This window comes from Thiomicrorhabdus sediminis, assembly GCF_005885815.1.
In the GTDB taxonomy this organism is placed as follows: domain Bacteria; phylum Pseudomonadota; class Gammaproteobacteria; order Thiomicrospirales; family Thiomicrospiraceae; genus Thiomicrorhabdus; species Thiomicrorhabdus sediminis.
Genome location: NZ_CP040602.1, coordinates 179,254 through 204,851, shown reverse-complemented (window position 1 = coordinate 204,851; position 25,598 = coordinate 179,254). Strand labels below are relative to the sequence as shown.

Annotated in this window: 25 protein-coding genes; 19 read left to right on the top strand and 6 right to left on the bottom strand. The window is 46.8% G+C overall.

From position 1 onward, the window contains the following. Positions 1 to 13: 13 nt before the first annotated feature. The 3 genes from FE785_RS00870 to ccoN form a co-directional block, all read right to left on the bottom strand. A complete protein-coding gene (locus FE785_RS00870; protein ID WP_238696286.1) occupies positions 14 to 199 on the bottom strand; it encodes a cbb3-type cytochrome c oxidase subunit 3 in 186 nt (61 codons plus the stop codon). Between the two features lie 8 nt (positions 200 to 207). Further along, positions 208 to 1,038 (bottom strand): cytochrome-c oxidase, cbb3-type subunit II, encoded by an 831-nt coding sequence (ccoO, locus tag FE785_RS00865; RefSeq protein WP_138563487.1) that lies wholly within the window; start codon positions 1,036 to 1,038, stop codon positions 208 to 210. A gap of 81 nt (positions 1,039 to 1,119) precedes the next feature. Beyond that, complete coding sequence (gene ccoN, locus FE785_RS00860) at positions 1,120 to 2,544, bottom strand: cytochrome-c oxidase, cbb3-type subunit I (RefSeq protein ID WP_138563485.1); 1,425 nt, start codon at positions 2,542 to 2,544, stop codon at positions 1,120 to 1,122. A gap of 402 nt (positions 2,545 to 2,946) precedes the next feature. On the opposite strand from ccoN, the gene hisB reads away from it, so the two are divergent. The 11 genes from hisB (at position 2,947) to FE785_RS00805 (ending at position 11,064) form a co-directional block, all read left to right on the top strand. Then, on the top strand, positions 2,947 to 3,534 hold the full coding sequence (gene hisB / locus FE785_RS00855; protein ID WP_138563483.1) for an imidazoleglycerol-phosphate dehydratase HisB: 588 nt from the start codon (positions 2,947 to 2,949) through the stop codon (positions 3,532 to 3,534). Further along, positions 3,535 to 4,173 carry an imidazole glycerol phosphate synthase subunit HisH gene (gene hisH, locus FE785_RS00850; protein WP_138563481.1) on the top strand — a complete coding sequence of 213 codons (639 nt, stop codon included), beginning with the start codon at positions 3,535 to 3,537 and terminating at the stop codon, positions 4,171 to 4,173. 19 nt (positions 4,174 to 4,192) lie between these two features. Further along, positions 4,193 to 4,933, top strand: a complete 741-nt coding sequence (hisA, locus tag FE785_RS00845) for a 1-(5-phosphoribosyl)-5-[(5-phosphoribosylamino)methylideneamino]imidazole-4-carboxamide isomerase (RefSeq protein WP_138563479.1) — start codon at positions 4,193 to 4,195, stop codon at positions 4,931 to 4,933. Positions 4,934 to 4,945: 12 nt separating this feature from the next. Beyond that, positions 4,946 to 5,719, top strand: coding sequence for an imidazole glycerol phosphate synthase subunit HisF (hisF, locus tag FE785_RS00840; protein WP_138563477.1), 774 nt, complete (start codon positions 4,946 to 4,948; stop codon positions 5,717 to 5,719). Beyond that, complete coding sequence (locus FE785_RS00835; protein ID WP_138563475.1) at positions 5,716 to 6,060, top strand: phosphoribosyl-ATP diphosphatase; 345 nt, start codon at positions 5,716 to 5,718, stop codon at positions 6,058 to 6,060. The genes hisF and FE785_RS00835 overlap by 4 nt, the downstream gene beginning before the upstream one ends. A gap of 38 nt (positions 6,061 to 6,098) precedes the next feature. Continuing rightward, on the top strand, positions 6,099 to 6,422 hold the full coding sequence (locus tag FE785_RS00830) for a histidine triad nucleotide-binding protein (RefSeq protein WP_138563473.1): 324 nt from the start codon (positions 6,099 to 6,101) through the stop codon (positions 6,420 to 6,422). A gap of 229 nt (positions 6,423 to 6,651) precedes the next feature. Further along, on the top strand, positions 6,652 to 6,903 hold the full coding sequence (gene tatA / locus FE785_RS00825; RefSeq protein ID WP_138563471.1) for a Sec-independent protein translocase subunit TatA: 252 nt from the start codon (positions 6,652 to 6,654) through the stop codon (positions 6,901 to 6,903). A gap of 37 nt (positions 6,904 to 6,940) precedes the next feature. Continuing rightward, positions 6,941 to 7,483: a Sec-independent protein translocase protein TatB gene (gene tatB, locus FE785_RS00820; protein WP_138563469.1), complete on the top strand. Its 543-nt coding sequence runs from the start codon at positions 6,941 to 6,943 to the stop codon at positions 7,481 to 7,483. Positions 7,484 to 7,488: 5 nt separating this feature from the next. Further along, positions 7,489 to 8,565, top strand: coding sequence for a twin-arginine translocase subunit TatC (gene tatC / locus FE785_RS00815; RefSeq protein WP_138563467.1), 1,077 nt, complete (start codon positions 7,489 to 7,491; stop codon positions 8,563 to 8,565). Further along, complete coding sequence (locus FE785_RS00810; protein ID WP_168188885.1) at positions 8,474 to 10,354, top strand: thioredoxin domain-containing protein; 1,881 nt, start codon at positions 8,474 to 8,476, stop codon at positions 10,352 to 10,354. Before tatC ends, FE785_RS00810 begins: the two co-directional genes overlap by 92 nt. 23 nt (positions 10,355 to 10,377) lie before the next feature. After that, positions 10,378 to 11,064, top strand: a complete 687-nt coding sequence (locus tag FE785_RS00805) for a zinc metallopeptidase (protein WP_138563463.1) — start codon at positions 10,378 to 10,380, stop codon at positions 11,062 to 11,064. Between the two features lie 2 nt (positions 11,065 to 11,066). On the opposite strand, the gene FE785_RS00800 is transcribed toward FE785_RS00805, so the two are convergent. Together FE785_RS00800 and FE785_RS00795 are read right to left on the bottom strand one after the other, a co-directional pair. Continuing rightward, positions 11,067 to 12,302, bottom strand: a complete 1,236-nt coding sequence (locus FE785_RS00800; RefSeq protein ID WP_168188884.1) for a GGDEF domain-containing response regulator — start codon at positions 12,300 to 12,302, stop codon at positions 11,067 to 11,069. 106 nt (positions 12,303 to 12,408) lie between these two features. After that, entirely contained in the window at positions 12,409 to 13,095 is a 687-nt protein-coding gene (locus FE785_RS00795) for a ComF family protein (protein WP_138563459.1), read from the bottom strand. Between the two features lie 249 nt (positions 13,096 to 13,344). On the opposite strand from FE785_RS00795, the gene bioB reads away from it, so the two are divergent. From bioB to bioC, 5 genes are all read left to right on the top strand, one after another. After that, the gene (gene bioB / locus FE785_RS00790) at positions 13,345 to 14,364 is read left to right on the top strand and encodes a biotin synthase BioB (protein WP_138563457.1); all 1,020 of its coding nucleotides are present in this window, start codon (positions 13,345 to 13,347) and stop codon (positions 14,362 to 14,364) included. A gap of 17 nt (positions 14,365 to 14,381) precedes the next feature. Continuing rightward, the gene (bioF, locus tag FE785_RS00785) at positions 14,382 to 15,563 is read left to right on the top strand and encodes an 8-amino-7-oxononanoate synthase (RefSeq protein ID WP_138563455.1); all 1,182 of its coding nucleotides are present in this window, start codon (positions 14,382 to 14,384) and stop codon (positions 15,561 to 15,563) included. A 117-nt stretch (positions 15,564 to 15,680) separates the two neighbouring features. Then, complete coding sequence (locus tag FE785_RS00780; RefSeq protein WP_138563453.1) at positions 15,681 to 18,497, top strand: DUF748 domain-containing protein; 2,817 nt, start codon at positions 15,681 to 15,683, stop codon at positions 18,495 to 18,497. Between the two features lie 121 nt (positions 18,498 to 18,618). Further along, positions 18,619 to 19,419 carry an alpha/beta fold hydrolase gene (locus FE785_RS00775; protein WP_138563451.1) on the top strand — a complete coding sequence of 267 codons (801 nt, stop codon included), beginning with the start codon at positions 18,619 to 18,621 and terminating at the stop codon, positions 19,417 to 19,419. Between the two features lie 8 nt (positions 19,420 to 19,427). Beyond that, positions 19,428 to 20,384: a malonyl-ACP O-methyltransferase BioC gene (bioC, locus tag FE785_RS00770; protein WP_138563449.1), complete on the top strand. Its 957-nt coding sequence runs from the start codon at positions 19,428 to 19,430 to the stop codon at positions 20,382 to 20,384. Positions 20,385 to 20,516: 132 nt separating this feature from the next. Here bioC and FE785_RS00765 read toward each other — a convergent pair whose 3' ends face one another. Continuing rightward, complete coding sequence (locus FE785_RS00765; RefSeq protein WP_138563447.1) at positions 20,517 to 22,805, bottom strand: primosomal protein N'; 2,289 nt, start codon at positions 22,803 to 22,805, stop codon at positions 20,517 to 20,519. A gap of 198 nt (positions 22,806 to 23,003) precedes the next feature. Between FE785_RS00765 and FE785_RS00760 the strand changes: the two genes are divergently transcribed. From FE785_RS00760 to FE785_RS00750, 3 genes are all read left to right on the top strand, one after another. Further along, positions 23,004 to 23,402, top strand: a complete 399-nt coding sequence (locus FE785_RS00760; RefSeq protein ID WP_138563445.1) for a hypothetical protein — start codon at positions 23,004 to 23,006, stop codon at positions 23,400 to 23,402. A 201-nt stretch (positions 23,403 to 23,603) separates the two neighbouring features. Continuing rightward, a complete protein-coding gene (locus tag FE785_RS00755) occupies positions 23,604 to 24,164 on the top strand; it encodes a TRAP transporter small permease subunit (RefSeq protein WP_138563444.1) in 561 nt (186 codons plus the stop codon). Beyond that, on the top strand, positions 24,164 to 25,537 hold the full coding sequence (locus FE785_RS00750) for a TRAP transporter large permease (protein ID WP_138563442.1): 1,374 nt from the start codon (positions 24,164 to 24,166) through the stop codon (positions 25,535 to 25,537). Before FE785_RS00755 ends, FE785_RS00750 begins: the two co-directional genes overlap by 1 nt. Positions 25,538 to 25,598: the final 61 nt, after the last annotated feature.

Below are 25,598 nucleotides of genomic sequence, written 5' to 3'. Positions count from 1 at the left end.
CTCCTCAAAATGACTAGTCTTCGTCGTCAAGAATCTTATATTTCTGCTCTTCCATCTCTTTACGTTTGCTTGGACGCAATGCCAAGGAAAACGTAATGACGATGCCGAGGAATACAATAATCGTGACGATCAACCCAGCCCAGTCTTGGGCAGTCATTGCTGCCCAATCAGTACTAAAATAACGTTCTAGATTACTCACAACTACTCTTATTGACGATAGACTTTGCTGTCATCCAGCTTAACCATCGTTCCTAGTACCTGCAGGTATGCAACCATCGCATCCATTTCGGTTTTACCTTCAATGGCGGCATCAGCGTTGGCGATTTCTTCATCAGTGTATGGAACACCTAACTGACGCATAGCAGTCAAACGCGCTTTCATATCACGCTTGGTACCGAAGAAATCTTCAGACACTGGAGTTTCTGCCAACCAAGGGTAAGCAGGCATTACTGACTCAGGCACTAAATCCTGTGGACGTAACAAGTGAAGCACGTGCCATTCATCAGAGTATTTACCGCCTAGACGAGCTAGGTCAGGACCGGTACGCTTCGACCCCCATTGCATTGGGTGGTCATACATAGATTCTGTCGCAAGAGAATAGTGACCATAACGCTCACGCTCATCACGGAACGGACGAATCATTTGAGAGTGACAAATATAACAACCTTCACGTAGATACAGATCACGACCGGCCAACTCCAGAGGAGTGTATGGACGAACTCCGTCACCGGCTTTCCAGTCACCTAGAACCCAGTTACCGTTTTTGTCCTGCTTGTATAGCTTCTTGTCAGAAACTAAATTGCCGTTTTCATCTTCTGTGAAAGTACGTTCCCAAACCAGCTCCGGGAACTTTTCATTTTTAACGTTACCGTATTTATCTGTTTCTTCTGTGTAATCCACAGCAGACTTGAGATAGAACAACGGTACGATTTCAACAATACCAGCAATTGACACTGTCAATGCGGTTGCTAGGAATAAGCCAAAGATATTTTGCTCTAGCTTTTCCTGCAAATTTTTTGGTGCTTGATTATCTGACATGAGTTTGTACTCCTGAACTCATTAAATTCCAATTTAAGCCGCCCTTTTCAGCCTAGCGGCTTATCTTGCTAATTTAGCGACTTATGCAGTTGCTGTTTGCGCAGCCTTAGCGTTAGCTGTACGAATTGTCATTACCACGTTATATAGCATGACCGCAGCACCGGTGAAGAACAATAGACCACCGAATGTACGCATTACATAATAAGGATGCATCGCTGCTACAGACTCCGCGAAAGTATACGCAAGAGTACCGTACTCATCATAAGCACGCCACATCAGACCCTGCATAATCCCAGACACCCACATCGCAACAATATAGAACACCGCACCGATCGTCGCCAACCAGAAGTGAATATTGATCAACTTCATTGAATACATCTCTGTGTTCCACAGTTTCATTACCATATGGTAAAGCGCACCGATAGAAACCATCGCAACCCAACCAAGAGCACCTGAGTGAACGTGACCGACGGTCCAGTCAGTATAGTGTGAAAGCGCGTTTACAGTTTTCGCCGCCATAACCGGACCTTCGAAAGTCGACATGGCGTAGAAAGCCAAAGCGATAATCAAGAAACGCAGGATATAGTCTGTACGTAGACGGTCCCAAGCACCCGAAAGGGTCAACATACCGTTAAGCGCACCACCCCACGAAGGAATGATCATAGCTAGTGAGATTACCGCACCCAAAGAACCCGTCCAGTCTGGAAGAGCTGTGTACTGAAGGTGGTGAGCACCTAGCCATACATAACCGAACATCAGACCCCAGAAGTGGATTACAGATAGACGGTAAGAATAAATTGGACGCTGTGCCTGCTTAGGCACAAAGTAGTACATAATCGCAAGGAAACCGGCTGTTAGGAAGAAACCTACAGCATTATGCCCCCACCACCACTGGATCATTGCATCTTGCACACCAGAGAATAGCGAGTATGAACGGAATAGAGATACTGGAATTGCTAGACCATTAACTACATATAGATATGTAATCATGACCATCATCCCCATAAAGAACCAGTTCGAAACGTAAACGCTTGGATGTGTTTCTTTATTACGTGATGCAATAGTCATAATGAAGTTGAACGTATACATTGTCCAAACAACAGCGATCGCAATTGCTAGCGGCCATTCCTGCTCATGGTATTCTTTACCAGTCGTGATACCTAAACCGATAGAAACCACTGTAGCTAGAAGACCAATCGTGAACAAAATCGCTGTCCACCAAGCCATATTGTTGCTCCACAATCTGACACCGTTCGTTCTCTGAACAGTATAGAAAGCGGTTGCCATTAATGTCATACCACCAAATGCGAAGATTACAGTATTCGTATGAATAACACGTAGTCGAGCAAAAGTGATTTCCGCAATATCAAAGTTTAACACTGGCCACGCTAGTTCTGCCGCTGCGTAAGTACCGAAAAAAGTACCCAACACAAGGAAAACAATCGCACCTACCGTTAAATACTTAACCACGCCATTATCATATTGTGGTTTTGCTGTAGTATCCATCAGCCGGATTCCCCTTTATAGTCTTAATAATTCACCTCAACCTGCCCGCTTTTTTATTTTCGTTAAACGGTTTACCGACAGGTAGAGCCCCTCAACGCGCATTATACCTACTAAATTTGTAGGCAAAGCAAAAGACCATTAAAAGTTAACTTACATCAAGAATTTCAGTAAATTAGGCTTAAAACGGCTTTATAACAAGTCAAGATTTGCTTAAAAAATCTTTCAAATTATCCCAGAAAGCGAATCTGCAAGCCACTTATGGGAGCCAAAAATAATTTATACCCCTATATCAATTTATTTTATTCGACCATCTAAAAATTGCAGTTTCAAAGCCTTAACATATCCAATTAATGCTTTTTCAGTTATCATATTGCCAATTTAAAAACTTTAGGAAATTCAGCGATGCGCACTGCGACAGTCAAACGCGATACTTTAGAGACTCAAATCGAAATCAGCGTCAATCTTGATGGCCAAGGTGAAGCTAAATTGGATACAGGTGTACCGTTTTTTGAACATATGCTCGATCAAATCGCCCGTCACGGCATGATTGATCTGGATATCAAAGCCAACGGCGACCTGCATATTGACGATCACCACACAGTCGAAGATGTGGGTATCACTCTTGGTCAAGCGATTGCCAAAGCGGTTGGCGATAAGAAAGGCATTACCCGCTACGGCCATGCCTATGTGCCATTGGACGAAGCCCTCTCTCGCGTCGTCATCGACCTGTCAGGACGTCCTGGCCTGGAATTCCATTGCGACTTCACCCGTGAACAGATCGGCAGCTTCGAAACTCAATTGGTGTTGGAATTTTTCCAAGGCTTTGTCAACCACGCCAACGCGAGCTTGCATATTGACAATATTCGCGGCTACAACGCACACCATCAGGCTGAAACCATCTTTAAAGCTTTTGGCCGCGCATTGCGAATGGCTTTATCCGCTGATGAGCGCATGGCTGGTAAGACACCATCTACCAAAGGAAGCCTGTAAATGGATCAAAAACTGGTTGCCGTAGTAGATTACGGCATGGGCAACCTACGCTCCGTTTCCAAAGCCGCCGAGCATGTCGCACCCGCCAATACAAAAATTCTGGTTACCAGTAATCCACAAGATATTGTCGATGCTGATGCGGTAATTTTTCCCGGCCAAGGTGCCGCCAAAGCGTGCATGGGCGCCTTAATGGACAGCGGCATGATCCACCCGGTACAGCAAGCGACGAAAGAGAAACCGTTTCTGGGAATCTGCATGGGTCTACAAGTATTAATGAGTCACAGCAACGAGAACCAAGGCATTGATTGCCTTGATGTCATCAAAGGCAATGTCAAACACTTTGAGTTCGGCGCAGACTCGTCACTGAAGACTCCCCATATGGGATGGAACCAGATCCATCAAACCCGTGAACACGCGCTGTGGCATCAAATTCCGCAGGACAGTCGTTTTTATTTTGTTCACAGCTATTACGTAGAACCGGAAAACCGTGATTTTATCGGCGGAGAGACCACTCATGGCATCACTTTCCCATCGGTTCTCAATCACAACAATATTTTTGCGATTCAAGCCCACCCTGAAAAAAGCGCCGATCACGGTTTACAGCTATTCAAAAACTTCCTTGACTGGAACGGGCAATAATTTCTAAAGGCTTTTATTTATGCTATTAATTCCTGCAATCGATTTAAAAGACGGCGAATGCGTTCGCCTTCGTCAAGGCGTTATGGAAGACGCTACCGTATTTTCCGGTGACATTGTCGCCATGGCCGAACGTTGGGTAAGCCAGGATGCACGTCGTCTACACATGGTTGACCTAAACGGTGCCTTTGACGGCAAACCGGTTAATGCCGAAGCGGTATATCAGGTTCGTGCCGCCTACCCTGACCTACCGATTCAAATCGGTGGTGGTATTCGCGACTTGGAAACTATCGAAGCCTACCTGAAGGCCGGTGTCAGCTACTGCATCATCGGCACCAAAGCGGTACACAACCCTGAATTCGTTGCCGAAGCCTGTAAAGCCTTCCCGGGACATATTATGGTTGGCCTTGATGCCAAGGACGGCATGGTGGCAATCAATGGTTGGGCCGAAGTCACCGACTACGAAGTGAAATCTCTGGCCAAACAGTTTGAAAACGACGGTGTTGAGGCAATTATCTATACCGATATCGGTCGTGACGGCATGATGCAGGGCGTCAATATCGAAGCCACACAAGCATTGGCACAAGCGGTCAATATCCCGATTATCGCCTCCGGCGGCATCACCAATCTTGACGATATCCGTCGTCTAGCGACGATTGAGGCCGATGGTGTCAGCGGCGCCATTACCGGCCGCGCTATCTATGAAGGCACTTTAAATTTCCAAGAAGGCCAGGCACTTTCCGATGAACTGGCGCCGAAATAACGAGAACCGATTATGAGTCTAGCAAAACGCATTATCCCTTGTTTGGATGTCGACAACGGTCGCGTTGTTAAAGGTGTACAGTTTGTTGATATTCGTGATGCCGGTGATCCGGTAGAAGTCGCTAAACGCTATGACAAACAAGGCGCAGACGAGATCACCTTTTTGGACATTACCGCCACTTCCGATAACCGCGGCACCACGGTGCACATGGTTGAACAGGTTGCCAGCCAAGTATTTATCCCGCTAACGGTTGGCGGCGGCATTCGTTGCGTCGACGACATTCGCACCATGCTCAATGCGGGTGCCGATAAGGTCGCGATCAATTCGGCAGCAATTTTCAACCCGGGGTTTGTCAAAGAAGCCTGCGAGGCGTTCGGTTCGCAGTGCATTGTCGTCGCCATTGATGCGAAAAAAGTCAGCACTGATAACGACGCCGACAAATGGGAGATTTTCACCCACGGCGGCCGTAAGGAGACCGGCATCGATGCCATCGAATGGGCACAAAAAATGGAAAGCTACGGTGCCGGTGAAATCCTTCTGACCAGCATGGATCGCGACGGCACCAAAATCGGTTTTGATCTGGCTTTGACACGCGCCATTGCCGATAGCGTAAATATTCCGGTTATCGCCTCGGGCGGCGTCGGCGAACTAAAACATCTCGCAGATGGCGTAACCGAAGGCCATGCCGAAGCGGTGCTGGCGGCAAGCATCTTCCACTTTGGTCAACACACTGTGGAAGAAGCCAAACTGGCCATGCAGCAACAAGGAATTGAGGTAAGACTATGAGCGATATTCTGCAACAACTGGATCAGGTACTTGAAGCGCGTAAAGCGGATTCACCAGATGAGTCTTATGTTGCCAGCCTTTATGCTAAAGGCATTGAAAAGATTCTTAAGAAAGTTGGTGAAGAAGCCAATGAGACCATTATGGCTGCCAAGGATCTTGAACATAGCATCAATATTGATGAAGACAAAGAGCATCTGGTTTATGAAATCGCCGATTTATGGTTTCACACCCTGGTTTTACTTGCTTCACAGAATTTAACAAGTGCCGATATTACGACAGAACTCCAACGTCGTTTCGGCCTATCCGGACATGCCGAAAAAGCAAGTCGCCCACAAGAGTAAGCGTTAATAACCTAAAACTCCAAAAGAGGACAACAGCCATGGTTAGCGAAGAAAAAACAATATTCAGTAAAATCATTGATCGTGAAATTCCTGCCGATATTGTTTACGAAGATGAAAAATGCATAGTCATCAAGGACATCAACCCCAAGGCACGAGTGCATTTATTGGTGATTCCAAAAAAACCGATTCCCACCTTGTTTGATTTACAGCCGGAAGACAAGGACTGCATGGGGCACATGATGTTATTGCTACCACAACTGGCTCAATCACAAGGTCTTGACGGCTTTAAAACCCAGATCAATACCGGCGAAAGCGGCGGACAGGAAGTTTTCCATATCCACATTCATCTGATTGGCAATTAACCCCCTCTCTAGATTGTTTGGCGTGCGTTACACGCCAAATTCCAATAAAATCTTATTTTTAAGTGTGACATTCTGGCGAATTTGGTATCATTAGCGGTCACTTAAAAAAGCGACCCAAAAACAGAGCCTTAAAAACACTCTACCAAGCCAATTCATTCAATACTATTGTGAAGGTTGGCTGACCAAATTTGTCGTATAGTTAACAGAATTTATTAAACGGAGTAAACCCATGGGTATTAGCATTTGGCAATTACTTATTATCCTTGCAATCGTATTAGTATTATTTGGTGCTAAGCGTTTACGTAACGTTGGTAGCGATCTAGGCGGCGCGATCAAAGGCTTCAAAAACGCAGTTAAAGAAGAAGAAAACAAAGACGGCGAAAAGAAGCTTGAAGACAAAGACGGTGACAACGTTTTTGATGTAAAAGCGGAAGAGAAAAAAGCCGACGCTACAGCAAAAACTGAAGAGAAAAAAGACTAAGCTTAATTCTTTGAATTAATGCAGAGTTATTGACGTCATGTTTGATATCGGTTTTCTTGAAATCCTGCTGATCCTGATTATCACCTTATTGGTAATCGGTCCTGAACGCATGCCTGAAGTGGCCCGTAAAATAGGCCAGTTCACCGGTAAGATGCGTCGCTTTGTCAATTCCATGAAGGAAGACAGTCAAGTTCAGGAAACTCTGCGTGAAATTCATGACTCGGTAAATTTCGAAGACGAAAAAAAGCAAATCGACAGCCTTGGCGCAGAATTACAGAGTGATCTAAACACTGGTTTTTCTGCCAGTAATGCCGGCGAAGAATTGGACATGGATCAGTTCCAACGTCCTTTCGGTGGCGACGTCAACCAAGCGGGCAGTCAATTTAACCGCGCTCCGACACAACCGAACCTACCTAAAGCGGATAGTGATTCAAACAAAGCAAGCGCTCGGCCTGTAGCCGCTCCAGCAAATGCTGACAAGGATGCTAAACCGGAAATGACGGAAAACAAAACCGCCCCTTCAGAAAGCCAAAGTGGCACAGAGCCAAGCGATAAAGCGTCGGCAGATAATAAAAGTTAACGACTATGAGCAATTCGGCGCTACCTCCTCAAGATAAAGAGATGACGCTTGTCCAGCACCTGCTGGATTTAAAAAGCAGTCTGACTCGCGGCATTCTTGCCATTATCGTTTTCTTTCTTATTCTGTTTCCGTTTGCCAATGATATATATACCTATATATCCGAACCGCTGACTCGTTACCTACCCGAAGGTACGAGTATGATTGCCACAGCGGTGGCATCACCTTTCTTAACACCGTTTAAGTTAAGTTTTGTGTTGGCTATCTATCTGGCCATGCCGTTTTTGCTATACCAGCTATGGCGCTTTATCGCCCCAGCACTGTACAAGCATGAACGTCAGCTGGTTGCGCCAATTCTGTTCTTCAGCTCGTTCTTGTTCTATTCCGGTGGCTTGTTTGCCTATTACGTGGTGTTTCCACTGGTATTCGGTTTCTTGTCGCAAACCGCACCGGAAGGCGTCACCATCGCCACAGATATCTCGCTCTATCTGGATTTCGTAATCAAGATGTTCTTTGCTTTTGGTATGGCTTTTGAAGTACCGATTGTCACGGTATTGCTGATTCTGACCGGTTGGACATCACCTGATAAGATGAGTCATGCCCGCCCTTATATCATTGTTGGCGCCTTTGTACTGGGAATGTTGCTGACTCCACCCGATATTATTTCGCAGACCCTACTTGCCGTACCGATGTGGTTACTGTTTGAAGTCGGTCTTTTAGTCGGTGCCTGGGTGATTAAGCGCCGTAAAACTGATAACAATATCAATGCCGAAGACGACAGCGAAGAGCCACAACCCTCAACTAAAAGCACTTATCAGACCGATTCTGCTAACGCTAAAGATGACATGGTTTTCGATAACCGCTATGCCGATCAAGTCGATGATGATTTCGATTGGGATGAAGAGTTTGATAATATAGATTCAGAAATGAGCAAACTTGACCGTGAATACGAATCACGCAAGCAGACCAAAAAAGACGCTGAGGCAGATGCCAATGACAGCAATAAAACTGAATCTAATGCAGTCGCCGATAACCCAGATCAAAATGAAGCTAGCGGCACTTCGGACAAGCCAAAAGACAAATAAGTCACGCAATCTATCGCCAGCTTCCGGTTTTCACCGTCCGCTGGCTTTAGCATTCCGCCTATTTATCGCTAGCATCACTAGCTTTTGCCTGCTATTAAGCCCTAATAGCTATGCCAATCAACTTATTGACCATAACAGCCCTTATCTGGCCATGCATGGCTCAGACCCGGTCAATTGGCGCCTATGGCAAGCTGACATTCTCAAACAAGCACAACAAGAGAATCGGTTGATTTTTATCTCCAGCGGTTATTTTTCCTGTCACTGGTGTCATGTTATGCAAAAAGAAAACTACCGCAACACCGATACCGCCAGCTACCTTAACGAGCATTTCATCAGTGTGAAAATCGACCGCGAGTTGAATCCTGAAATCGATAAGCCGCTGATTGAATTTGCCCGCAAAACCACTGGGCAAGCCGGTTGGCCGCAACATGTGATTCTCACCCCCGAGGGTTATCCGATTCACGCTTTTATCTATCTCGACAATAAAACCTTTAACAAACGGCTGAAAAACATCAACCAGCTATGGCAAAACCAACCCGATAGAATTCGCGCTCTGGCAGCGCAGTTTATCGCCGAGGAAAAAGCGCAACTGGACACCAACCACAAACAAGACAATCCCGACAAAGTACTAACAGCAAAAATTTTCGCCGAAGCCCTGTTTGCCCAACTCAGGGTACGTATGGATGATTTTCTTGGCGGTTTAAAAGGCACTAATAAATTCCCTGTCGCACCTCTGTTAAAAAGCCTGTTGCTGTACGATGATTTACCTGACGACATTGATGATTGGCTGGCTCTGACTTTGACGCAGATGCAGTCAGAACATTTATATGATCATGTCCATGGTGGCTTTTATCGTTATAGCGTGGATCCAAACTGGCAGACACCACATTTCGAAAAGATGCTCTATGACAACGCCCAGTTGGCTCAAGTTTATCTGCTCGCGTATCAGCGCTGGCAAGACAAGACTTATCTCGATACCGCTCTACAAACGCTGAACTACATCACTGAACAGCTTTATGACCCGCAAAACCGCATGTATCTCGGTAGCCAATCGGCGCTCGATAAACACGACAATGAAGGTGGCGATTATCTTTGGAACAGAGCCGCACTGGAAAACAGCCTAACCAGTGAAGAGTTTGCCTTAGTCAATCAGGCATGGTTACTGCAAAGTGCACCTCCTTATGATCTGGGCTGGCATCCAAAACCAATCGACAGCCCTTTATGGCAAAGCATTAAAGGCAAATTGAAAAAACCGCATATCCTTACCGACAGTAAAAATCTGCTCGGATGGAACGGCCTTTTGTTGAGCGCTTTGAGCCAGGCTTATCTCTCCAGCAAGCAGCCCCAATATTTAAATCAGGCCGAACAACTGGCGCATCGTTTGGCGGTGTTGATTATGCAGGACAAACCTCCTAGAGCCATTAGCGGCGACCAAACGTTAGGTGAAGCAAGCCTACAGGACTATGCTTTTATCTACCAAGGCTTGCAGGATTGGCAAACCGTTGCGGACAAGGAACCGACACCCCATCATGCAGAAAAATTAGTGCCACTGATTGAATCCAAGTTTTTAAGCCCAGTTGGCTGGCGTTACAATGCCACTCCCATTTTGCCCAACCAGCAGGGTGAAGCGGTAATGAGCGATAGTTTTATTCCCAGTCCAAGTGCGCTACTGAATTGTCTTGCACCGCAATACAGCCAGCAACATCAAGCCTTGCTGCTTGCCAACGCGATTGATTATGCCGGTTATGTCATCAATCTGGACTGCCGGCAATCTGCTGACATACAATAAGCGGCAAATACTCAGGGAGATTTATGGCGCCGCTCATTCTAGTTTTTGTTTTACTGTTTATTGTCACCACCCTGCCCAGCTTGTGGACCAAGGCGATTTTGACCAAACACCGCAAACCGCATCCAGACATTCCTGGCACCGGCTTGCAGTTCGCCGAACACCTAGTAGAAAAACTGCAGCTGGATAAGGTAACGGTGGAAGAGACCGAGGAGGGTGATCATTACGATCCCGTCAGTAAGACGGTAAGAATTTCCAGCGCCAATGCGCATTCGAACTCTTTAACCGCGATAACGACGGTGGCGCATGAAATCGGTCATGCTCTGCAAGACAAGGAAGACTACCCGGAATTGAAACAGCGTACCGCTTTGGTGGAAAGAGCCGCACTGATGCAGAAGTTTGCCGGTATGGCGTTGATGATTACCCCTTTATTGATTCCACTGGCTCATACACCTATGGTGGCTTTGATTACTTTTGCCGCCGGTTTTATCGCTATGGGGGTACCGGTGATAATTCATCTAAGCACGTTGCCGGTAGAGTTTGATGCCAGCTTCAAACGCGCTTTGCCACTATTGAAAGAAGGTCAATACCTGTCGAAAAAAGACCAGAAAACCGCGAAACGGATTCTGTTTGCCTGCGCCATGACCTATGTGGCGGCCTCGTTATCGAGCCTATTTAATCTATGGAAATGGCTTAAAGCACTAAAACGTTAACGCTAAATGGCAACGACCTTATTACGTCCGGATTCTTTGGCTTCATAAAGCGCTTCGTCTGACAAGGACATCGCCTTGTCTATACCGTTGGCGTTAAAGCAAAGACCGATACTGATGGTAAAGGCAACGCCCGTTTCGGCATAGGAATCGCTTTCGATTTGTTTGCGTAAACTTTCACAAATATCAATGACTTCTGCGGCCGAACTGGCGCTACCACAAACGGCGAACTCTTCACCGCCAAAACGAGCCGATAAAAACTTCTTGAAATGCTGCTGTATCTTTTGCGCAACAAACTGAATCGCCTTGTCACCGACATGATGACCGTGTTTATCATTAACCTGTTTAAAAAAGTCGATATCCAGCATCACCGCAAAATGATTATCTAAGCGCTTATCTTGATAAAAAGATTCTGCTTTTTCAAAGAAAAAACGACGATTATGCAAACCGGTCAAACTGTCCGTCTGGGAAATATATTCGATTTCTTTATAACGCTCGGCCTGCAATAAGTTAAGGCGCAAACGCACATAGAACTCTTCGGTACTGGTTTCGATATTGAAAAAGTCGTTAACGCCATACTTCATCATTCTGATACATTCAGAAACGTTTTCCGCACCATCTGTCAATACTATCGGCAACTGACTGGAGGAATAATAATAGCGAACCAACTGAACCAACTTTAGAGTCTTACCTTCACCCAATTCATTAATCTGATTAATCAAGATTAAATCAGGTACCTTACCCTTGATAGCCTTGGATAATTCTGATAAATCTTCGAATAGAAAAACGCGAAAACCTTGATTATTGAGCAGATGTCTTAAATGGGTAGCATTATCAGATGGTTTGGATACCAACCAAATGGATTTGTCGGCGTTTTCCACCATGGTTAGACAGACATTGACCGCATATTCCAGTGCAACCGGGCCATCTTTGATGACATAGTCGGCCACCTGCAGGTCAAACATCTTCTTGCGTATTTTTTCGCTGTAATTGGAGGTCAACACAACGGTAGTAATTCGGTGTTTGCGTAAAATCGGAACCGTCGCCCCTTCTTCTGCATCAGGTAAGTTCAGGTCGGTTAAACAAACCAAAATTTTTGCATCGGATTCAATTACCTCGACAGCTTGTTGAAGATTACGCGCAACAACAATTTTGATATCCGTTTTTTGGGATAGTTTATCCTCCAAAAAACTGGCCATGGATTTTTGATCTTCAATCAGCAAAATAATCGGCTCTGCCATTAACCACCCTAATATTTTAAGTTTGTTGTTATAAAGCATACACATAAGCGGTAGGGGCAATCAATACATCAACAGGACGAATTAGGTAAAAGCACCTTTTAATCGCTCATTTCATGGTTTTTGCCAAGGCAAGAGCCTCTATCCTTATGTCGGGCATCGCTTTTTTCATCTGTTTGGCCAAGGCTTGCATGGTCGCTCCTGTGGTGATCACATCATCAATCAATGCAATTGAGCGACAACCGGCTAGTTGAGCCATATTCACTGCAAAAGCCCCCTTGAGATTGCGTTCACGCTGAGAACGGCTTAACCGTGTTTGACTCGGCGTCGGCTTAACTCTTTTCAGCGCTCCGGACACCACTGGTATATGCAATGTTTTGCCCAGCTGCCTTGTCAGTTCAGCCGCCTGGTTATACCCCCTTTGTCTTCGCCTTAATGGATGTGCCGGCACAGGCAATAACACCTCAATGCCGGAAAAATCGATATGTTCGACCATCAAATCGGCAAACACCCTGGCATAAGCCAAATCTTCATGATATTTAAAACCATGAATCGACCGACTTAAATCGTCATTCAAACACGCCACCACCCGAGTCGAGTCATAACTGGGTGGATTGAACCGACAAGAACCGCATCGCATTCCCGATAAACAAGGTTCACAACAAACCGGACAAACCTCATTCGAATTAATCAACTTAAGGTTGAGCTTGGAATCTGAATTTTGCGGCATCGCCACATCCCCCAGCAACCAAGCCTGTAACAGCAGTGCAATTCGATTAACCCGATGAAACGGCATTCATCCACCTCTTTTTAAGCGATGCAAACTCGTCAAACATTAGCAGTAGATATTTTTCAAAGCAAATTCAAGCGTTTAATCGGTGAATATAAAAATCACTTTGTCTTTATAACCGTCATGTTTTTTTCAATAAGTTTTGCTTTGAGCGCTCAATTCAAGCGCTATTTTGGTTATAATGAAAAGATTAGGAAACGGTAATACCAACCATCTCATAATACTAATGCGATGGTGACACTTTAAGGCACGGCTATGCAAAATCTTGGACAAATTCGCAACGACTGGACGCTGGAGGAAATCCGCGCCATTATGGATCAGCCATTTAATGACCTGATATTTCAAGCGCAAACCGTGCATCGCATGCACTTTAATCCCAATGAAGTGCAGACCAGCACACTGGTAAATATCAAATCCGGTGGTTGCGCCGAAGACTGCGCTTATTGCTCACAAAGCGCACGTAACCAGACGGATATTGAAAAACAGCATATGATGGAAGTTCAGGAAGTGCTTGAACAAGCCTTAGTCGCCAAAGAACGTGGTGCCACCCGTTTATGCATGGGCGCGGCTTGGCGTAACCCGACCAAAAAAGACTTTCCGCGAGTGCTGGAAATGGTCAAGGTGGTTAAGGGACTTGGTCTGGAGACTTGTTTAACACTGGGCATGCTAAATGACGATCAGGTCAAACAACTAAAAGACGCCGGTTTGGATTATTACAATCACAATCTGGATACCTCGGAAGCCTTCTACCCGAAAATCATCACCACACGTAATTACCAGGATCGTCTTGACACGATCGACAAGGTTCAACAGGCCGGCATCAACGTCTGCTCGGGTGGCATTATCGGCATGGGTGAACAACATACCGACCGCGCAGAATTGCTGCGAACCTTTGCCACCATGCGCCACCATCCGAATTCCGTGCCAATCAACCTACTGGTTCCGATTGAAGGCACCCCATTGGCGCACATGAAAGACAAAACCGATTCATTCGAATTCATTCGCGTGATTGCCGCGGCTCGAATCGTTATGCCACAAAGTTATGTGCGCTTATCGGCGGGAAGAACCTCTTTGACCGACGAGGCACAGGCGTTATGTTTTATGGCCGGTGCCAACTCAATCTTCTACGGTGACCGTTTATTGACTACAGACAACCCTGAATCGGACCACGATTTAATGCTGTTTAAGAAGCTCGGCATTGAAATGCAGCGTGATGTCAAAGCCGAGGCCAAAGCGCAAAAAATGGCTGAACAGATCAGCGAACTGACCGCATAAAACCGATAGAGCACTCGATGTCGATCGAATCAAGGTTTCTGCCGCTACTGCAAAACAGAGAAGAACAGCACCTGTATCGCCGCCGTCCGCTGGCAACCAGTCCACAACAGGCGGCTATGCAGATCAATGGGTGGGAAGTGATCAACTTCTCTTCCAATGACTACCTTGGTTTAGCCAATCATCCGCAAATCAAACAAGCCTTAATCACAGCACTTCAGAGCGATGCCATCAGTTACGGAGCCGGAGCGGCTCATCTGGTAACAGGCCATCATCTGCATCATCATCTGCTGGAAGACGAATTGGCAGACTGGCTTGGTGTCGAACGTACCCTACTGTTTTCCACCGGCTATATGGCTAACCTTGCCGTCCAACAAGCGTTGATGCAAGCAGGTGATACGATTTTGGCCGATAAACTCAATCATGCTTCATTGATTGATGGCGCACAACTCAGCCAAGCTGAATTCAAACGCTATCCTCACCTCGATATGAAAGCGCTCGAACGCCGTTTACAAAACAGCCTGAAAAACGCCAGCCAGACACTGATTGTCAGCGATGGCGTTTTCAGTATGGATGGAGATATAGCGCCGCTTAACGAACTGCAACAACTGGCGCGGCAATACGATGCCTGGTTAATGATCGACGATGCCCATGGTATCGGCTGTCTAGGGGATCAAGGCAGAGGCTGCTTTGAATATTTTGGCTGTGAGCTGGACAGCAACACCATCTTAATCGGCACACTCGGCAAGGCTTTCGGTTGTTCCGGGGCATTTGTCGCCGGTAGCGAAATATTGATCGAAACACTGATTCAATTCGCTCGTCCTTATGTCTACACCACCGCCATGCCGCAACTCAACGCTCTGGCAATACGCGAGTCGCTCAAGCTGATTAAAACCGATCAGGCTTCACGTGAAACCTTGCAACGCAACATAAAGCAGTTTAAACAATCGGCGATAAAGATAGGTCTAAACCTGATGCCGAGTGATACCGCCATCCAACCGATTTTATTGCATGACAGCGCCAAGGCTCTGCAGTGGAGCGAGCAGCTCAAGCAACAAGGTTTCTGGGTTACGGCAATTCGTCCGCCAACGGTTCCGACCAATCAGGCTCGCCTGCGCATCACCCTGAGTGCAAGCCACACTGAGAAGCAAATCAGCGCATTGCTTAATGCCTTACAGACATTGCTTAACACCTCAGAGTAACCCGCAGAGAAGAATGCCTCTCCCATTTGGGCTGGGCTTTGCGCTATACTTTATTTATCCCTATCAAACATACTCGGGTTAATCGAATAGCTCGTTAAAAACCCATGGAGCGCTCATATGCTGGCTTGGATTGTTAGACACAAATGGATTACCCTATTCAGTAGCCTATTACTGATTATCTGGCTATTTATCTCGGTACTGCTTAAACCGATTACCCAGAAAATGCTGACCGACCATGTCAAGCCCTACGGTATTGAGCGAGTCGAGCTAGCCGATTTGAACTTCAATCCGTTAAGCGGCACCCTCAACCTTGAGAAATTAGCCCTCTATAAAGCTAACAGCGATTCTCCGACCCTGACCCTTGGCGAACTCGACATCAACCTTTCCGTTTGGGCTTTGCTACAGCAACGCATTCTGGTTGAGTCACTGGTTTTTGCCGATAGCACTCTGCCGTTTTCCATGCAAAAACCAAAGCAAGCGGGTATGGCACCGATCATCAACCTTGCCGGCATTCCGTTGAATGCGCAACAGGAAGAGCCGGCCAAAGAGTCCTCACCAAGCTTATTACCGGGTTTGGATGAGATCGAGTTAAGCAACATCGTTATCAGTCTGGACTATGAAAAGCAGCACAGCACACTGCAAATCGATGAGATGAGCTTAACCGACCTCTATGCCTGGTCGGCGGATTATGGCCTCTTGAAATTCAAGGCTCAACTTAATGGCAGCGCCATTCTGGCGACCCTCAAGCTCTATGCATTCGATGAGCTGCCTAAAATCGTCGGCACGGTGAAAACCGACCATCTGGATCTAGCCAAATTCCGTGATTTCTTACCGGAGGGCTTGCAAAAAACGCTGCAATATTCGGCGCAATTGAGTACCAATACCACCTTTACCGCAGAATTGCATAAGGAGGGCATCAAGCTATTCAACCAAGGAAATATTGATTTAAGCGGTATTCAGTTGAGCCAGTTTGATGAACAGAACACTGATAAAACCGTCGCGCTGGAAGCCAAAAACCTGAGCTGGAGAGGTGATCTCTACGTCACTCAAAAAGCGACCTTAAGCATTGCCACGGAAGGTGATTTAAGCGCATCAAAGCTGCAACTGGTTCAGGCCGATAACCGAATCAGCAGCGATAAGGTCAATATTTCCGGAGTCGGCTTAGTTGATTTGAGCGCACAACCGATCGTCAAACTGCAACAAAGCCTCACTTTAAATGGCTTTCAGGCAAGCACCCCGCAATTCAGTGCCGCAACCCATATCAGCAGCCGAGTTGATGCCACCATTGCCACCGCCCAACAGTCATTCGATGCGACCGGCTCACTCAAGCTCACCGGTATCAACGCCCAACAAGCCGAATTCTCCATTCAGGCAGAAGACTTCAGCCTGAACTTCAATAACCGTTTCAACTATGCCAATAACGAGCTGTTGGCGAATATCAACCAACTTAACCTAAAACAATTACAGCTCAGCAGTCGCACCAATAAACAGGCCATCATCAGCCAAGACAAGCTGGCAATCAAGTCTGTGCAATTCAATCATTTGGGTGATGCACTGATCGACAGTTTAACGCTCAACAACCTTCAAGTTTCACCTCAAGAACAACAGGCGTTTATCCAGTTAAACCAGCTCGACATCAACCGCATACAACATGATGCCAAAGCTCAAAAGCTATCGGTTGATACGGTGCAACTCGACGGCAGTCATAGCCAACTGACATTGCTGGAAAACAATCAATTGGCTGAAGTCGACCAGTTAATGCAAAGCCTTAATCAAACCGACAAAAAAAGCCAAGCCGATAACGCCGTCGACGTGGCTGCCAATCAGAAGCAAGCAAGCACACAGGATAAAACCACAACGACAGCTTTACATTATCAGATTAAGCAGATCCTTGTTAAGGGTGATAACACCTTGCAGCTCACCAACACTCAGGTCAAACCGGTATTTAAAAAGCAGCTCAAACTCACCGAGTTCAACCTGAACAATCTCGACAGCAGTAACAAAGAGAATCTGAATGACTTTAAATTGACTCTACAACTTGATGAATACAGCCGTCTGACCAGTGCCGGGAAAATCAGCCTGCTACAACCCAAACACCGTCTTGAGGCCAAAACCGATATTGATGGTATGGCCTTGAACGAGCTGTCGGCATTCAGTGAAAGTCTAATCGGTTATGACATAGAAAGCGGCCAACTCTCGGCTCAACTGCAAACCCAGATCAAAGACAATATTATCGACGCCAAAAACGATCTGCAGCTCAATAAACTCAAACTGCAAAGTGCTGATAGCAAAGTCGCCCAGAAAGCGCGCGAGAAATTCCCTGTTCCGTTGGAAACGGGACTCGCATTGCTGCAGGACAAAAATGACAATATCGAACTGTCTTTACCTATCAAAGGTGATATCAATAGCCCGGACTTCGATATCAACGATGTGATCAGTACCGCCTTAAGCAAAGCGATGGCTGGAGCCACCCGAACCTACCTGCTGTTTGCCCTGCAACCTTTTGGCGCTATTGCCATGGCAACCGAATTTGCCACCAGTCAAGCTTCGGCAATCACCCTGCAACCAATAGAGTTCACACCTAGCTCGACGGCCTTATCAAAGCCGATGCTCGACTACTTAAAGAAAATCGCCACTTTGCTTAAACAGCGCCAGGGACTGCAAATCAAACTCTGCCAAGGGGCATCAGAATCTGACCGCCTGGCTTTGCAGGCGATAATGGCCAAACAAGTGCAGCAATCAGCTCAACAAACCGGCCAGACAGCTCAGTCAACGGCAGTTGATGACCGTCAATTGATTCAGCTTGCCTCTGATCGCCAAAACGGCATCAAACGCCAACTGATCAAACTAGGCGTTGCCGCCAGACAATTGATTATCTGCAAACCTAAAATCAGCGCCGACACACAAAAGGCCTTGGTAGCCTTAAATATCTAGTTATGTCAGCTACCCTCCGAGCGGTTATAGTTTTTATTGCCAACACTATAGCCCGGCCAGAAAAACCGATCAGCATTTAATTATGGTTTCGACAAACCCTAAAAAAAGCTAAAATAGCGCGATGAATTTACACCGCTTACAGCCAAACATTGCTGACAATGCCGAAACCGATAAACCTCACCTCACCCTCATTCACGGATGGGCTTCAGAAAGTGAAGTGTGGCGGTCATGGGCACAAAAATATTTTGCCGAGGATTATCAATTAACATTGATTGACCTGCCAGGTTTTGGGCAAAGCCCGGCCTTGCCAGATAGCGACACCCTGCTTGACGACTGGATTGAGGCATTGAACCGAGCTTTGCCAAACCAACCCACCCATTTGATTGGCTGGTCACTTGGCGGATTACTTGCCCAGCAACTGGCATTGAAGTATCCCAATAAGGTCAAAAGCCTGATCTGCATGGCAAGCACACCTCGCTTTACCCAAAATTGCGGTTGGCAGAAATCGGTGAGTCCGGCAATCATCGCTGATTTTATCAAGGCAGTACAAATTGAAACCAATAGCCTGTTAAAGAAATTCTGGCGCTTGCAGTTTCAAGGCACTGACCAGGCTCGTGACTTGATGAAACGTTTTGGAAAGCATATGGCGACGTGCAGCATGCCTTCTTTGTCAGGCCTGCGACAAGGTTTGGTCCTGCTTCGTGATATGGATAACCGAGCAGACTTAACAGGCATTGAAGCTCCAACCTTATGGCTACTGGGAGAAAAAGATCCGTTGATTCCAGTCGATATTCGTGCCAATCTGGCTGACCTTCAGCCGCAAGCTCGCATTGAAACGATTGCCGGCGGCAGCCATATTCCCTTTTTCTCAGAACCAGAAGCTACTGCGCAATCCATTACGCAATTTCTCAAAAAACTTTAAGCCTTTTTATGCAAGATTTCAGTCGTCAACACATCAAACAACATTTTAGTCATGCCGCTCCGAGCTATGATGACGCTGCGATTTTGCAAAAAACCGTGGCGCAGCGTGTTGATGAACGTTTGGATTTAACCACGGTCGCTCCGCAAACCATTCTCGACCTCGGTGCCGGTACAGGGTTATTGACCGAGTACCTGCTGCAGCGCTATCCGCAAGCCGATATCTTTGCCGTTGACCTATCCGCTCAGATGCTGCAAATCGCCCAACCTAAATTGCAAAGCCCACGCTGGCCGTTTTTAGGCAGACGTCTCAATCAATGGCTCAAATCTTCCCCTGTCAGCAAGCTGTTTTATCAACCGGGCGTCATGCCCGTCAGTGCCGATGTTTATCAGCTGCCTTTTGCCGATAACAGTGTCGATATGATTGTCAGTAATCTGATGCTGCAGTGGTGTGATGATCTTGATGCCGTCTTTAAAGAGTTTCGCCGCGTCCTCAAGGACAATGGCCTCTTGATGTTTACTACTTTTGGCCCGGATACGCTCAAAGAGTTGCGTCAATGTTGGCAGGCTGTGGATAACCACTACGAACACGTTAATAACTTCATCGACATGCACGATATCGGTGATGCGCTGATCCGCAGCGGATTTGGGCAACCTGTGATGGACATGGAACTCTTTACCCTGACCTATGACAAACCGATCGGTGTTTTAAAGGATTTAAAAGCGATTGGCGCAACCAACGCCAACTCACAAAGGCCACAAGGCCTGATGGGCAAACAGCGTTTCATGCAGATGTTGAACGTCTATGAGAGCCTACGCAAGGCCGGTAAGATTCCTGCCAGCTATGAAGTGGTGCACGGTCATGCCTGGGCGGCACAAGAGGTGTTTAAGGGACCTAATCGCGATAAATCCGGCCATATCGAAATATCCCTGGAAGAGTTCTCCAAACAGACTAGTCAAAGTAAATAAACTATATTCCCTTTGACGGGGGTGTCTAGAAAAGCCTCGAGAGACTTAACCGCTTTTGAGCGATAAAAAAACGTTGTAATCAAGGCGCGCGACAAACACCGCAGAGTCCGGCAATTTCAGTCGCAAAAGAATTTAATACATCTCTTGCGGGTCAACATCTATCGACCAACGCACCTTGCGTGCCAACGGACTTTTTAAGATATGCGGCTGCATAACATTAAGCATACGATGCAATGCACCTCGGTTGGTCGCCTGCAGCATCAACTGAAAACGGAAACGTCCCTGCCTTTTTAACATAGGAGCGCTGACCGGCCCCCAAAACTCGACATCATCGCCACGATCTAACTGTTGCGCGGTGTTTTCCAGACCGGCTTTCAATGAATAAAGAAAGTGCATGGCATCGTCAGGGTTGTGCGCCTCGGCACGAAACAGCACCTGATATTGGTAAGGCGGCAAACAGGCTTGTTCACGCTCAGCCAAGGCTTTAACGGCAAAACGGTCATAACCGTGCTGTACCAGAGAGGTCAATAACGGATGATCCGGATGGTGGGTCTGAATCAATACCTCACCGGCTTTGGCACCCCGACCGGCTCTTCCGGCCACCTGCAAGACCAACTGCGCCATGCGTTCAGCGGCACGGTAATCGGCGCTGAATAAACCTTGATCGATATCGACCAACCCCACCAAGGTGACATTCGGGAAATCATGCCCTTTGGCGAGCATCTGAGTACCGATCAGAATATCGGCCTGACCGCTTTTCGCCTGTTCGGTCAACTCCGAAATAGAGCCTTTCAAACGGGTGGTATCTCTATCAATACGCAAAACCCTTTTGTCGCTAAACCACGATTCAATTGTCTCCTGCAAACGCTCGGTTCCCTGGCCGACCTTAACGAATTCTTCACTTTGACAGCTCGGACAAAGGCTCGGTTTAACTATCTGTTCATCACAGTGGTGACACTGTAAATAACCTAAATCATTGAGCGCATCGGTCTGATGGTAGGTCATATTGGCATCACAGCTTGGACAGCTGGCCTGCCAACCGCATTCATGACACATCAATACCGGTGAAAAGCCACGACGGTTGAGAAACAACAGTACCTGATTACCTGCTGCAAGGTGTTTTTGCATTGTCAATTTCAATGACTGCGACACCCCCTCTTGAATCGATTCCCCGCGAATATCGAGCAATTTCAACTGCGGCAATTTAGCTCCTTGTGCCGCTCTTTGGGTCAGGTACAAATGTTGATAGCGTTGCATTTTGGCGTTATAAAGGCTTTCCAGACTCGGGGTGGCAGAGCCCAGTACCACCGGAATGTTTTGTTGGCGGGCACGTTGAATCATTAAATCACGCGCGCTATAGCGAAAACCGTCCTGCTGTTTATAGGAAAGGTCGTGCTCTTCATCGATAATGCACAAACCCAAATCGGCAAAGGGTGCAAAAACCGCCGAGCGGGTTCCCAATAACACCTTAACCTGATTGGTTCTGACCATATGCCAAGCGCAATGCCTTTCCGATTCGTTCAAACCGGAATGCAACGCGGCAACGCGTGTTTGCAGATAGGCTTCGAAACGTTGGATCATCTGCGGTGTCAAACCGATTTCCGGCACCAGAACCAACACCTGCTTGCCAAGCTTGACCATCGCGTCAATCATACCCAGATAGACTTCAGTTTTACCGCTACCGGTAATACCTTGTAATAGAAACGCGCTGAACCGTGGGGCATAATTCTGTGCCACAAGCGCCATGTTGCCTGCCTGTTTCGATGGGTTATCGATCTGTGATTGCACTACCGCATCGACCGCCGCTTGTTGCTGCTCATTCAAGGTATGTTCAGGTTTTGCAGCGTAATCGCTTTCCAGCAGACAAGGCCCGGGATAACTTTCCAGCCAGTTTTTCTGTGCCAGTGTTTTGGCTGCCGCGCGCCAATTCTGTAAACGATGGTTAAGCTGATTTTCATTGAGTTTGCCGTGAACTTGCAAGGCACTGAACAACTCTCGCTGGCGCAATGCGTTTTTGGCGATATCATCCAGACTTTTTTGTTGGCCCAATTCACTCAACTGCCAATAGGTGACGCCTTCTATCTGCGCCGCTTCACCGGCCCTTAAACGTTTCGGTAAAGCCGCCTGAACCACCTCGCCAATCGGTTCATGATAATAATGGCTGGCCCACTGCAATAACTTGAGGGAATCCGCCGTTAAGATAGCCTCGTCATCGATAACCTCAAGCACCGATTTTGTTTTGCTGTCGTCATAATCCGACTGCTCTCCGACATCCATCAGCAAGCCAACTATTTTTTTATTGCGAAACGGCACCCAAACCCTCATACCCGCCTGCGCGTCAACACAGACCTCAGGTAAAAGATAATCCAAGGGGAACAAAAATGGTCCGGGAACCGCTACTTTGGCAATTTTCTGCTTCAAAAGGCCTACTCGTGATGGAAATACAAAAACATTTGAATCGATATTTTACAGCGTTTAAAAAACCGCTTGCAGAAAACTGGTAGCCCAACTCGACGAATGTTTACAGACTGATTCAAAGTTTTTACCAAGGTTTAACTATACTTTTTCGGATTGGTTGGTGGTAACCTATAGACTCACTCCAAAAGGGAGGAGAGAATAATGAAAGCGTTTTTTTCCGTCCTGCTGTTAGCCTCAGCATCCATGCTTTTAAGCGGGTGCCCGACCTACCAATCGGTGCATGCCGAAAGTTATCAAGGCCCGCAAAGTTACCACCCGGTGTTCAGTCGATCCGATCGCGCTAAAATCCGAGGTTACTATCTGTACAACTACCCTCATATGCGTAAGATTCCGCCCGGCCTGCAAAAGAAACATGATTACCGTTTTAAATTGAAGCACCCTCTTCACCGCGATATCTATTACAGCCATCTTCCTTACGAGATAGACCATAGGTTGCCGGCTTTACCGCGCAACTATATTCGTATTCGCATAGGTGACGACATTGCCATTATGAATACCCAAACCCGCATTATTTATGATGCCATGTGGATTTTCGAATAGTCGCTATGACAATCTAGCCCGGCAAAAACGACTTTGTCGGGCTATTAAGCGATGCTTAGGGTTTTAAACCGCCCGTTTTGCACGCCAAGGCCTCGCGCTCCGAGATTGGCTTTTGGCTCATTGCTGCTTTGCTATAAATCACCAAAATACCTGCAAAATCGTTAAAATAGCGGCAATAAACATAACTTTAAGATAGCAAACATGCAATTGAACGCATTTTTAAAACGCTTTATTGGTCTGCAAAACCAATTTCAAAACCGCATTGGTCATGCCACTGCCTGGCTAAGCTTAACCTTAGTACTCATCACCGCACTGGTTGTCGTGTTGCGTTACGGCTTTAACACCGGATCGGTCGCCCTGCAAGAAAGCATTATGTATAACCATGCCATTTTGTTTATGCTCGGCATGGCCTATACCTATGCGCAAGACCAACATGTCAGAGTCGATGTGTTCTACTCGCAATTCAGCGCGCAAAGAAAAGCCTGGGTCAATCTGATCGGAAGCCTGCTGTTTGCCTTACCGGTAGTGATATTTATTTTCCTCAGCAGCTGGGATTACGTCAGTGCAAGCTGGGCGATTAAAGAGGCTTCAACCGAGTCCGGTGGCATCGCTTATCTGTATATGCTCAAAAGTTTGATTCTGGTTATGTCCACCCTGCTAATGCTGCAAAGTCTGGCGGTTATGGCCAACGCTTATTTGCACATCATCGCTGAGCAGCCAACCGATTTGCCGGCTGACACTGAAGCGGAGGGCAAGCTGTAATGGAATGGTTAGCTCTGGTTTTATTCGCACTGGTATTTATTGCTCTGCTCACCGGTTTTCCGGTCGCTTTCACCCTGGCAGGGGTCTCATTAATTTTTGCACTGGTTGCCAATCTGTTCGGCGTTTTCGACATGGCATTTTTGCAAAGTATTCCCAATCGAATCTTTGGCATTATGCGCAATGAAACCTTAATAGCGGTGCCGTTGTTTGTCTTTATGGGGATTATGCTCGAACAGTCTAAAATTGCCGAAGGTCTGCTGCAGACCATGGATGAAGTCATGCGCGGGGTTAAGGGGGGCTTAGGTCTGGCGGTTATTCTGGTCGGCGCTCTGTTGGCGGCCAGCACCGGCATTGTCGGTGCAACCGTGGTGACCATGGGGTTACTGGCGCTACCGACCATGTTGAAACAAGGTTACTGCCCTAAACTGGCCAGTGGCACCATCTGCGCCTCCGGGACTTTGGGACAGATTATACCGCCATCGATCATCCTCATACTATTGGGTGATGTATTGTCTTCGTCCTATCAACAGGCACAGCTCGATCAAGGCATCTTCTCGCCTGAGACCCTGTCGGTTGGCGACCTGTTCATCGGCGCATTATTGCCGGGTATGATGCTGGTCGTCGCCTATATGCTTTATGTGCTCTTTAAAGCTTTTCGTAATCCTGAACTGGTTCCCGACAATAACGGGAAACCGGTCGAACCCGGTCTGATTGGGCGCGTTATTAAAAGCCTATTGCCTCCGCTACTATTGATTTTATTGGTATTGGGCTCAATCCTGACAGGTTATGCCACCCCAACAGAAGCGGCCGCTCTCGGTGCTTTAGGCTCACTGTTATTGGCCATTCTCAACCGCCGTTTGAACCTTCAACGTCTGCAAACGGTGATGCGCAATACCTTGCAAGTCACCAGTATGATTTTCCTTATTTTCATTGGAGCGGCTTTCTTCTCTTTGGTGTTCCGCGGCCTGGGTGGGGATGACCTGATCAGTGAATTACTAAATGATTTACCAGGTGGCGTATTCACCGCCATGCTGATCGTCATGGTATTGATGTTTATTCTCGGCTTCTTCCTAGATTTTATTGAAATCACCTACGTTGTGGTGCCGGTTGTCGCGCCGATTTTATTGATGATGGGGGTCGACCCAATCTGGTTGGGGATTATGATTGCTATTAACCTGCAAACTGCGTTTTTAACGCCGCCTTTCGGCTTTGCGCTATTTTACTTAAAAGGTGTCGCTCCGCCGGAGCTAAAAACCAGCGACCTATACAAAGGCACAATCCCGTTTATTATCATTCAGTTAGGAATGCTTGGCGTGCTGGCTATCTGGCCGGAAATCGTTACCTGGCTGCCAAGCTTGGTCTACCAGGACTAAAGCTTGCAAACATGGTGGCCTCATCAGCAATATTTATCGTTAAAAATTACATGATAAATAG

What these genes read in the sequence shown, in the direction of transcription:
- bioC (WP_138563449.1), top strand. Translation starts at nt 19,428, where the DNA reads ATGCAAGATTTCAGTCGTCAACACATCAAACAACATTTTAGTCATGCC.
- FE785_RS00800 (WP_168188884.1), bottom strand. Translation starts at nt 12,302, where the DNA reads ATGGCAGAGCCGATTATTTTGCTGATTGAAGATCAAAAATCCATGGCC.
- hisF (WP_138563477.1), top strand. Translation starts at nt 4,946, where the DNA reads ATGAGTCTAGCAAAACGCATTATCCCTTGTTTGGATGTCGACAACGGT.
- ccoN (WP_138563485.1), bottom strand. Translation starts at nt 2,544, where the DNA reads ATGGATACTACAGCAAAACCACAATATGATAATGGCGTGGTTAAGTAT.
- FE785_RS00805 (WP_138563463.1), top strand. Translation starts at nt 10,378, where the DNA reads ATGGCGCCGCTCATTCTAGTTTTTGTTTTACTGTTTATTGTCACCACC.
- hisA (WP_138563479.1), top strand. Translation starts at nt 4,193, where the DNA reads ATGCTATTAATTCCTGCAATCGATTTAAAAGACGGCGAATGCGTTCGC.
- FE785_RS00760 (WP_138563445.1), top strand. Translation starts at nt 23,004, where the DNA reads ATGAAAGCGTTTTTTTCCGTCCTGCTGTTAGCCTCAGCATCCATGCTT.
- FE785_RS00795 (WP_138563459.1), bottom strand. Translation starts at nt 13,095, where the DNA reads ATGCCGTTTCATCGGGTTAATCGAATTGCACTGCTGTTACAGGCTTGG.
- bioF (WP_138563455.1), top strand. Translation starts at nt 14,382, where the DNA reads ATGTCGATCGAATCAAGGTTTCTGCCGCTACTGCAAAACAGAGAAGAA.
- tatB (WP_138563469.1), top strand. Translation starts at nt 6,941, where the DNA reads ATGTTTGATATCGGTTTTCTTGAAATCCTGCTGATCCTGATTATCACC.
- FE785_RS00775 (WP_138563451.1), top strand. Translation starts at nt 18,619, where the DNA reads ATGAATTTACACCGCTTACAGCCAAACATTGCTGACAATGCCGAAACC.
- hisB (WP_138563483.1), top strand. Translation starts at nt 2,947, where the DNA reads ATGCGCACTGCGACAGTCAAACGCGATACTTTAGAGACTCAAATCGAA.
- FE785_RS00830 (WP_138563473.1), top strand. Translation starts at nt 6,099, where the DNA reads ATGGTTAGCGAAGAAAAAACAATATTCAGTAAAATCATTGATCGTGAA.
- FE785_RS00810 (WP_168188885.1), top strand. Translation starts at nt 8,474, where the DNA reads ATGACAGCAATAAAACTGAATCTAATGCAGTCGCCGATAACCCAGATC.
- tatA (WP_138563471.1), top strand. Translation starts at nt 6,652, where the DNA reads ATGGGTATTAGCATTTGGCAATTACTTATTATCCTTGCAATCGTATTA.
- ccoO (WP_138563487.1), bottom strand. Translation starts at nt 1,038, where the DNA reads ATGTCAGATAATCAAGCACCAAAAAATTTGCAGGAAAAGCTAGAGCAA.
- hisH (WP_138563481.1), top strand. Translation starts at nt 3,535, where the DNA reads ATGGATCAAAAACTGGTTGCCGTAGTAGATTACGGCATGGGCAACCTA.
- bioB (WP_138563457.1), top strand. Translation starts at nt 13,345, where the DNA reads ATGCAAAATCTTGGACAAATTCGCAACGACTGGACGCTGGAGGAAATC.
- FE785_RS00780 (WP_138563453.1), top strand. Translation starts at nt 15,681, where the DNA reads ATGCTGGCTTGGATTGTTAGACACAAATGGATTACCCTATTCAGTAGC.
- FE785_RS00750 (WP_138563442.1), top strand. Translation starts at nt 24,164, where the DNA reads ATGGAATGGTTAGCTCTGGTTTTATTCGCACTGGTATTTATTGCTCTG.
- tatC (WP_138563467.1), top strand. Translation starts at nt 7,489, where the DNA reads ATGAGCAATTCGGCGCTACCTCCTCAAGATAAAGAGATGACGCTTGTC.
- FE785_RS00835 (WP_138563475.1), top strand. Translation starts at nt 5,716, where the DNA reads ATGAGCGATATTCTGCAACAACTGGATCAGGTACTTGAAGCGCGTAAA.
- FE785_RS00755 (WP_138563444.1), top strand. Translation starts at nt 23,604, where the DNA reads ATGCAATTGAACGCATTTTTAAAACGCTTTATTGGTCTGCAAAACCAA.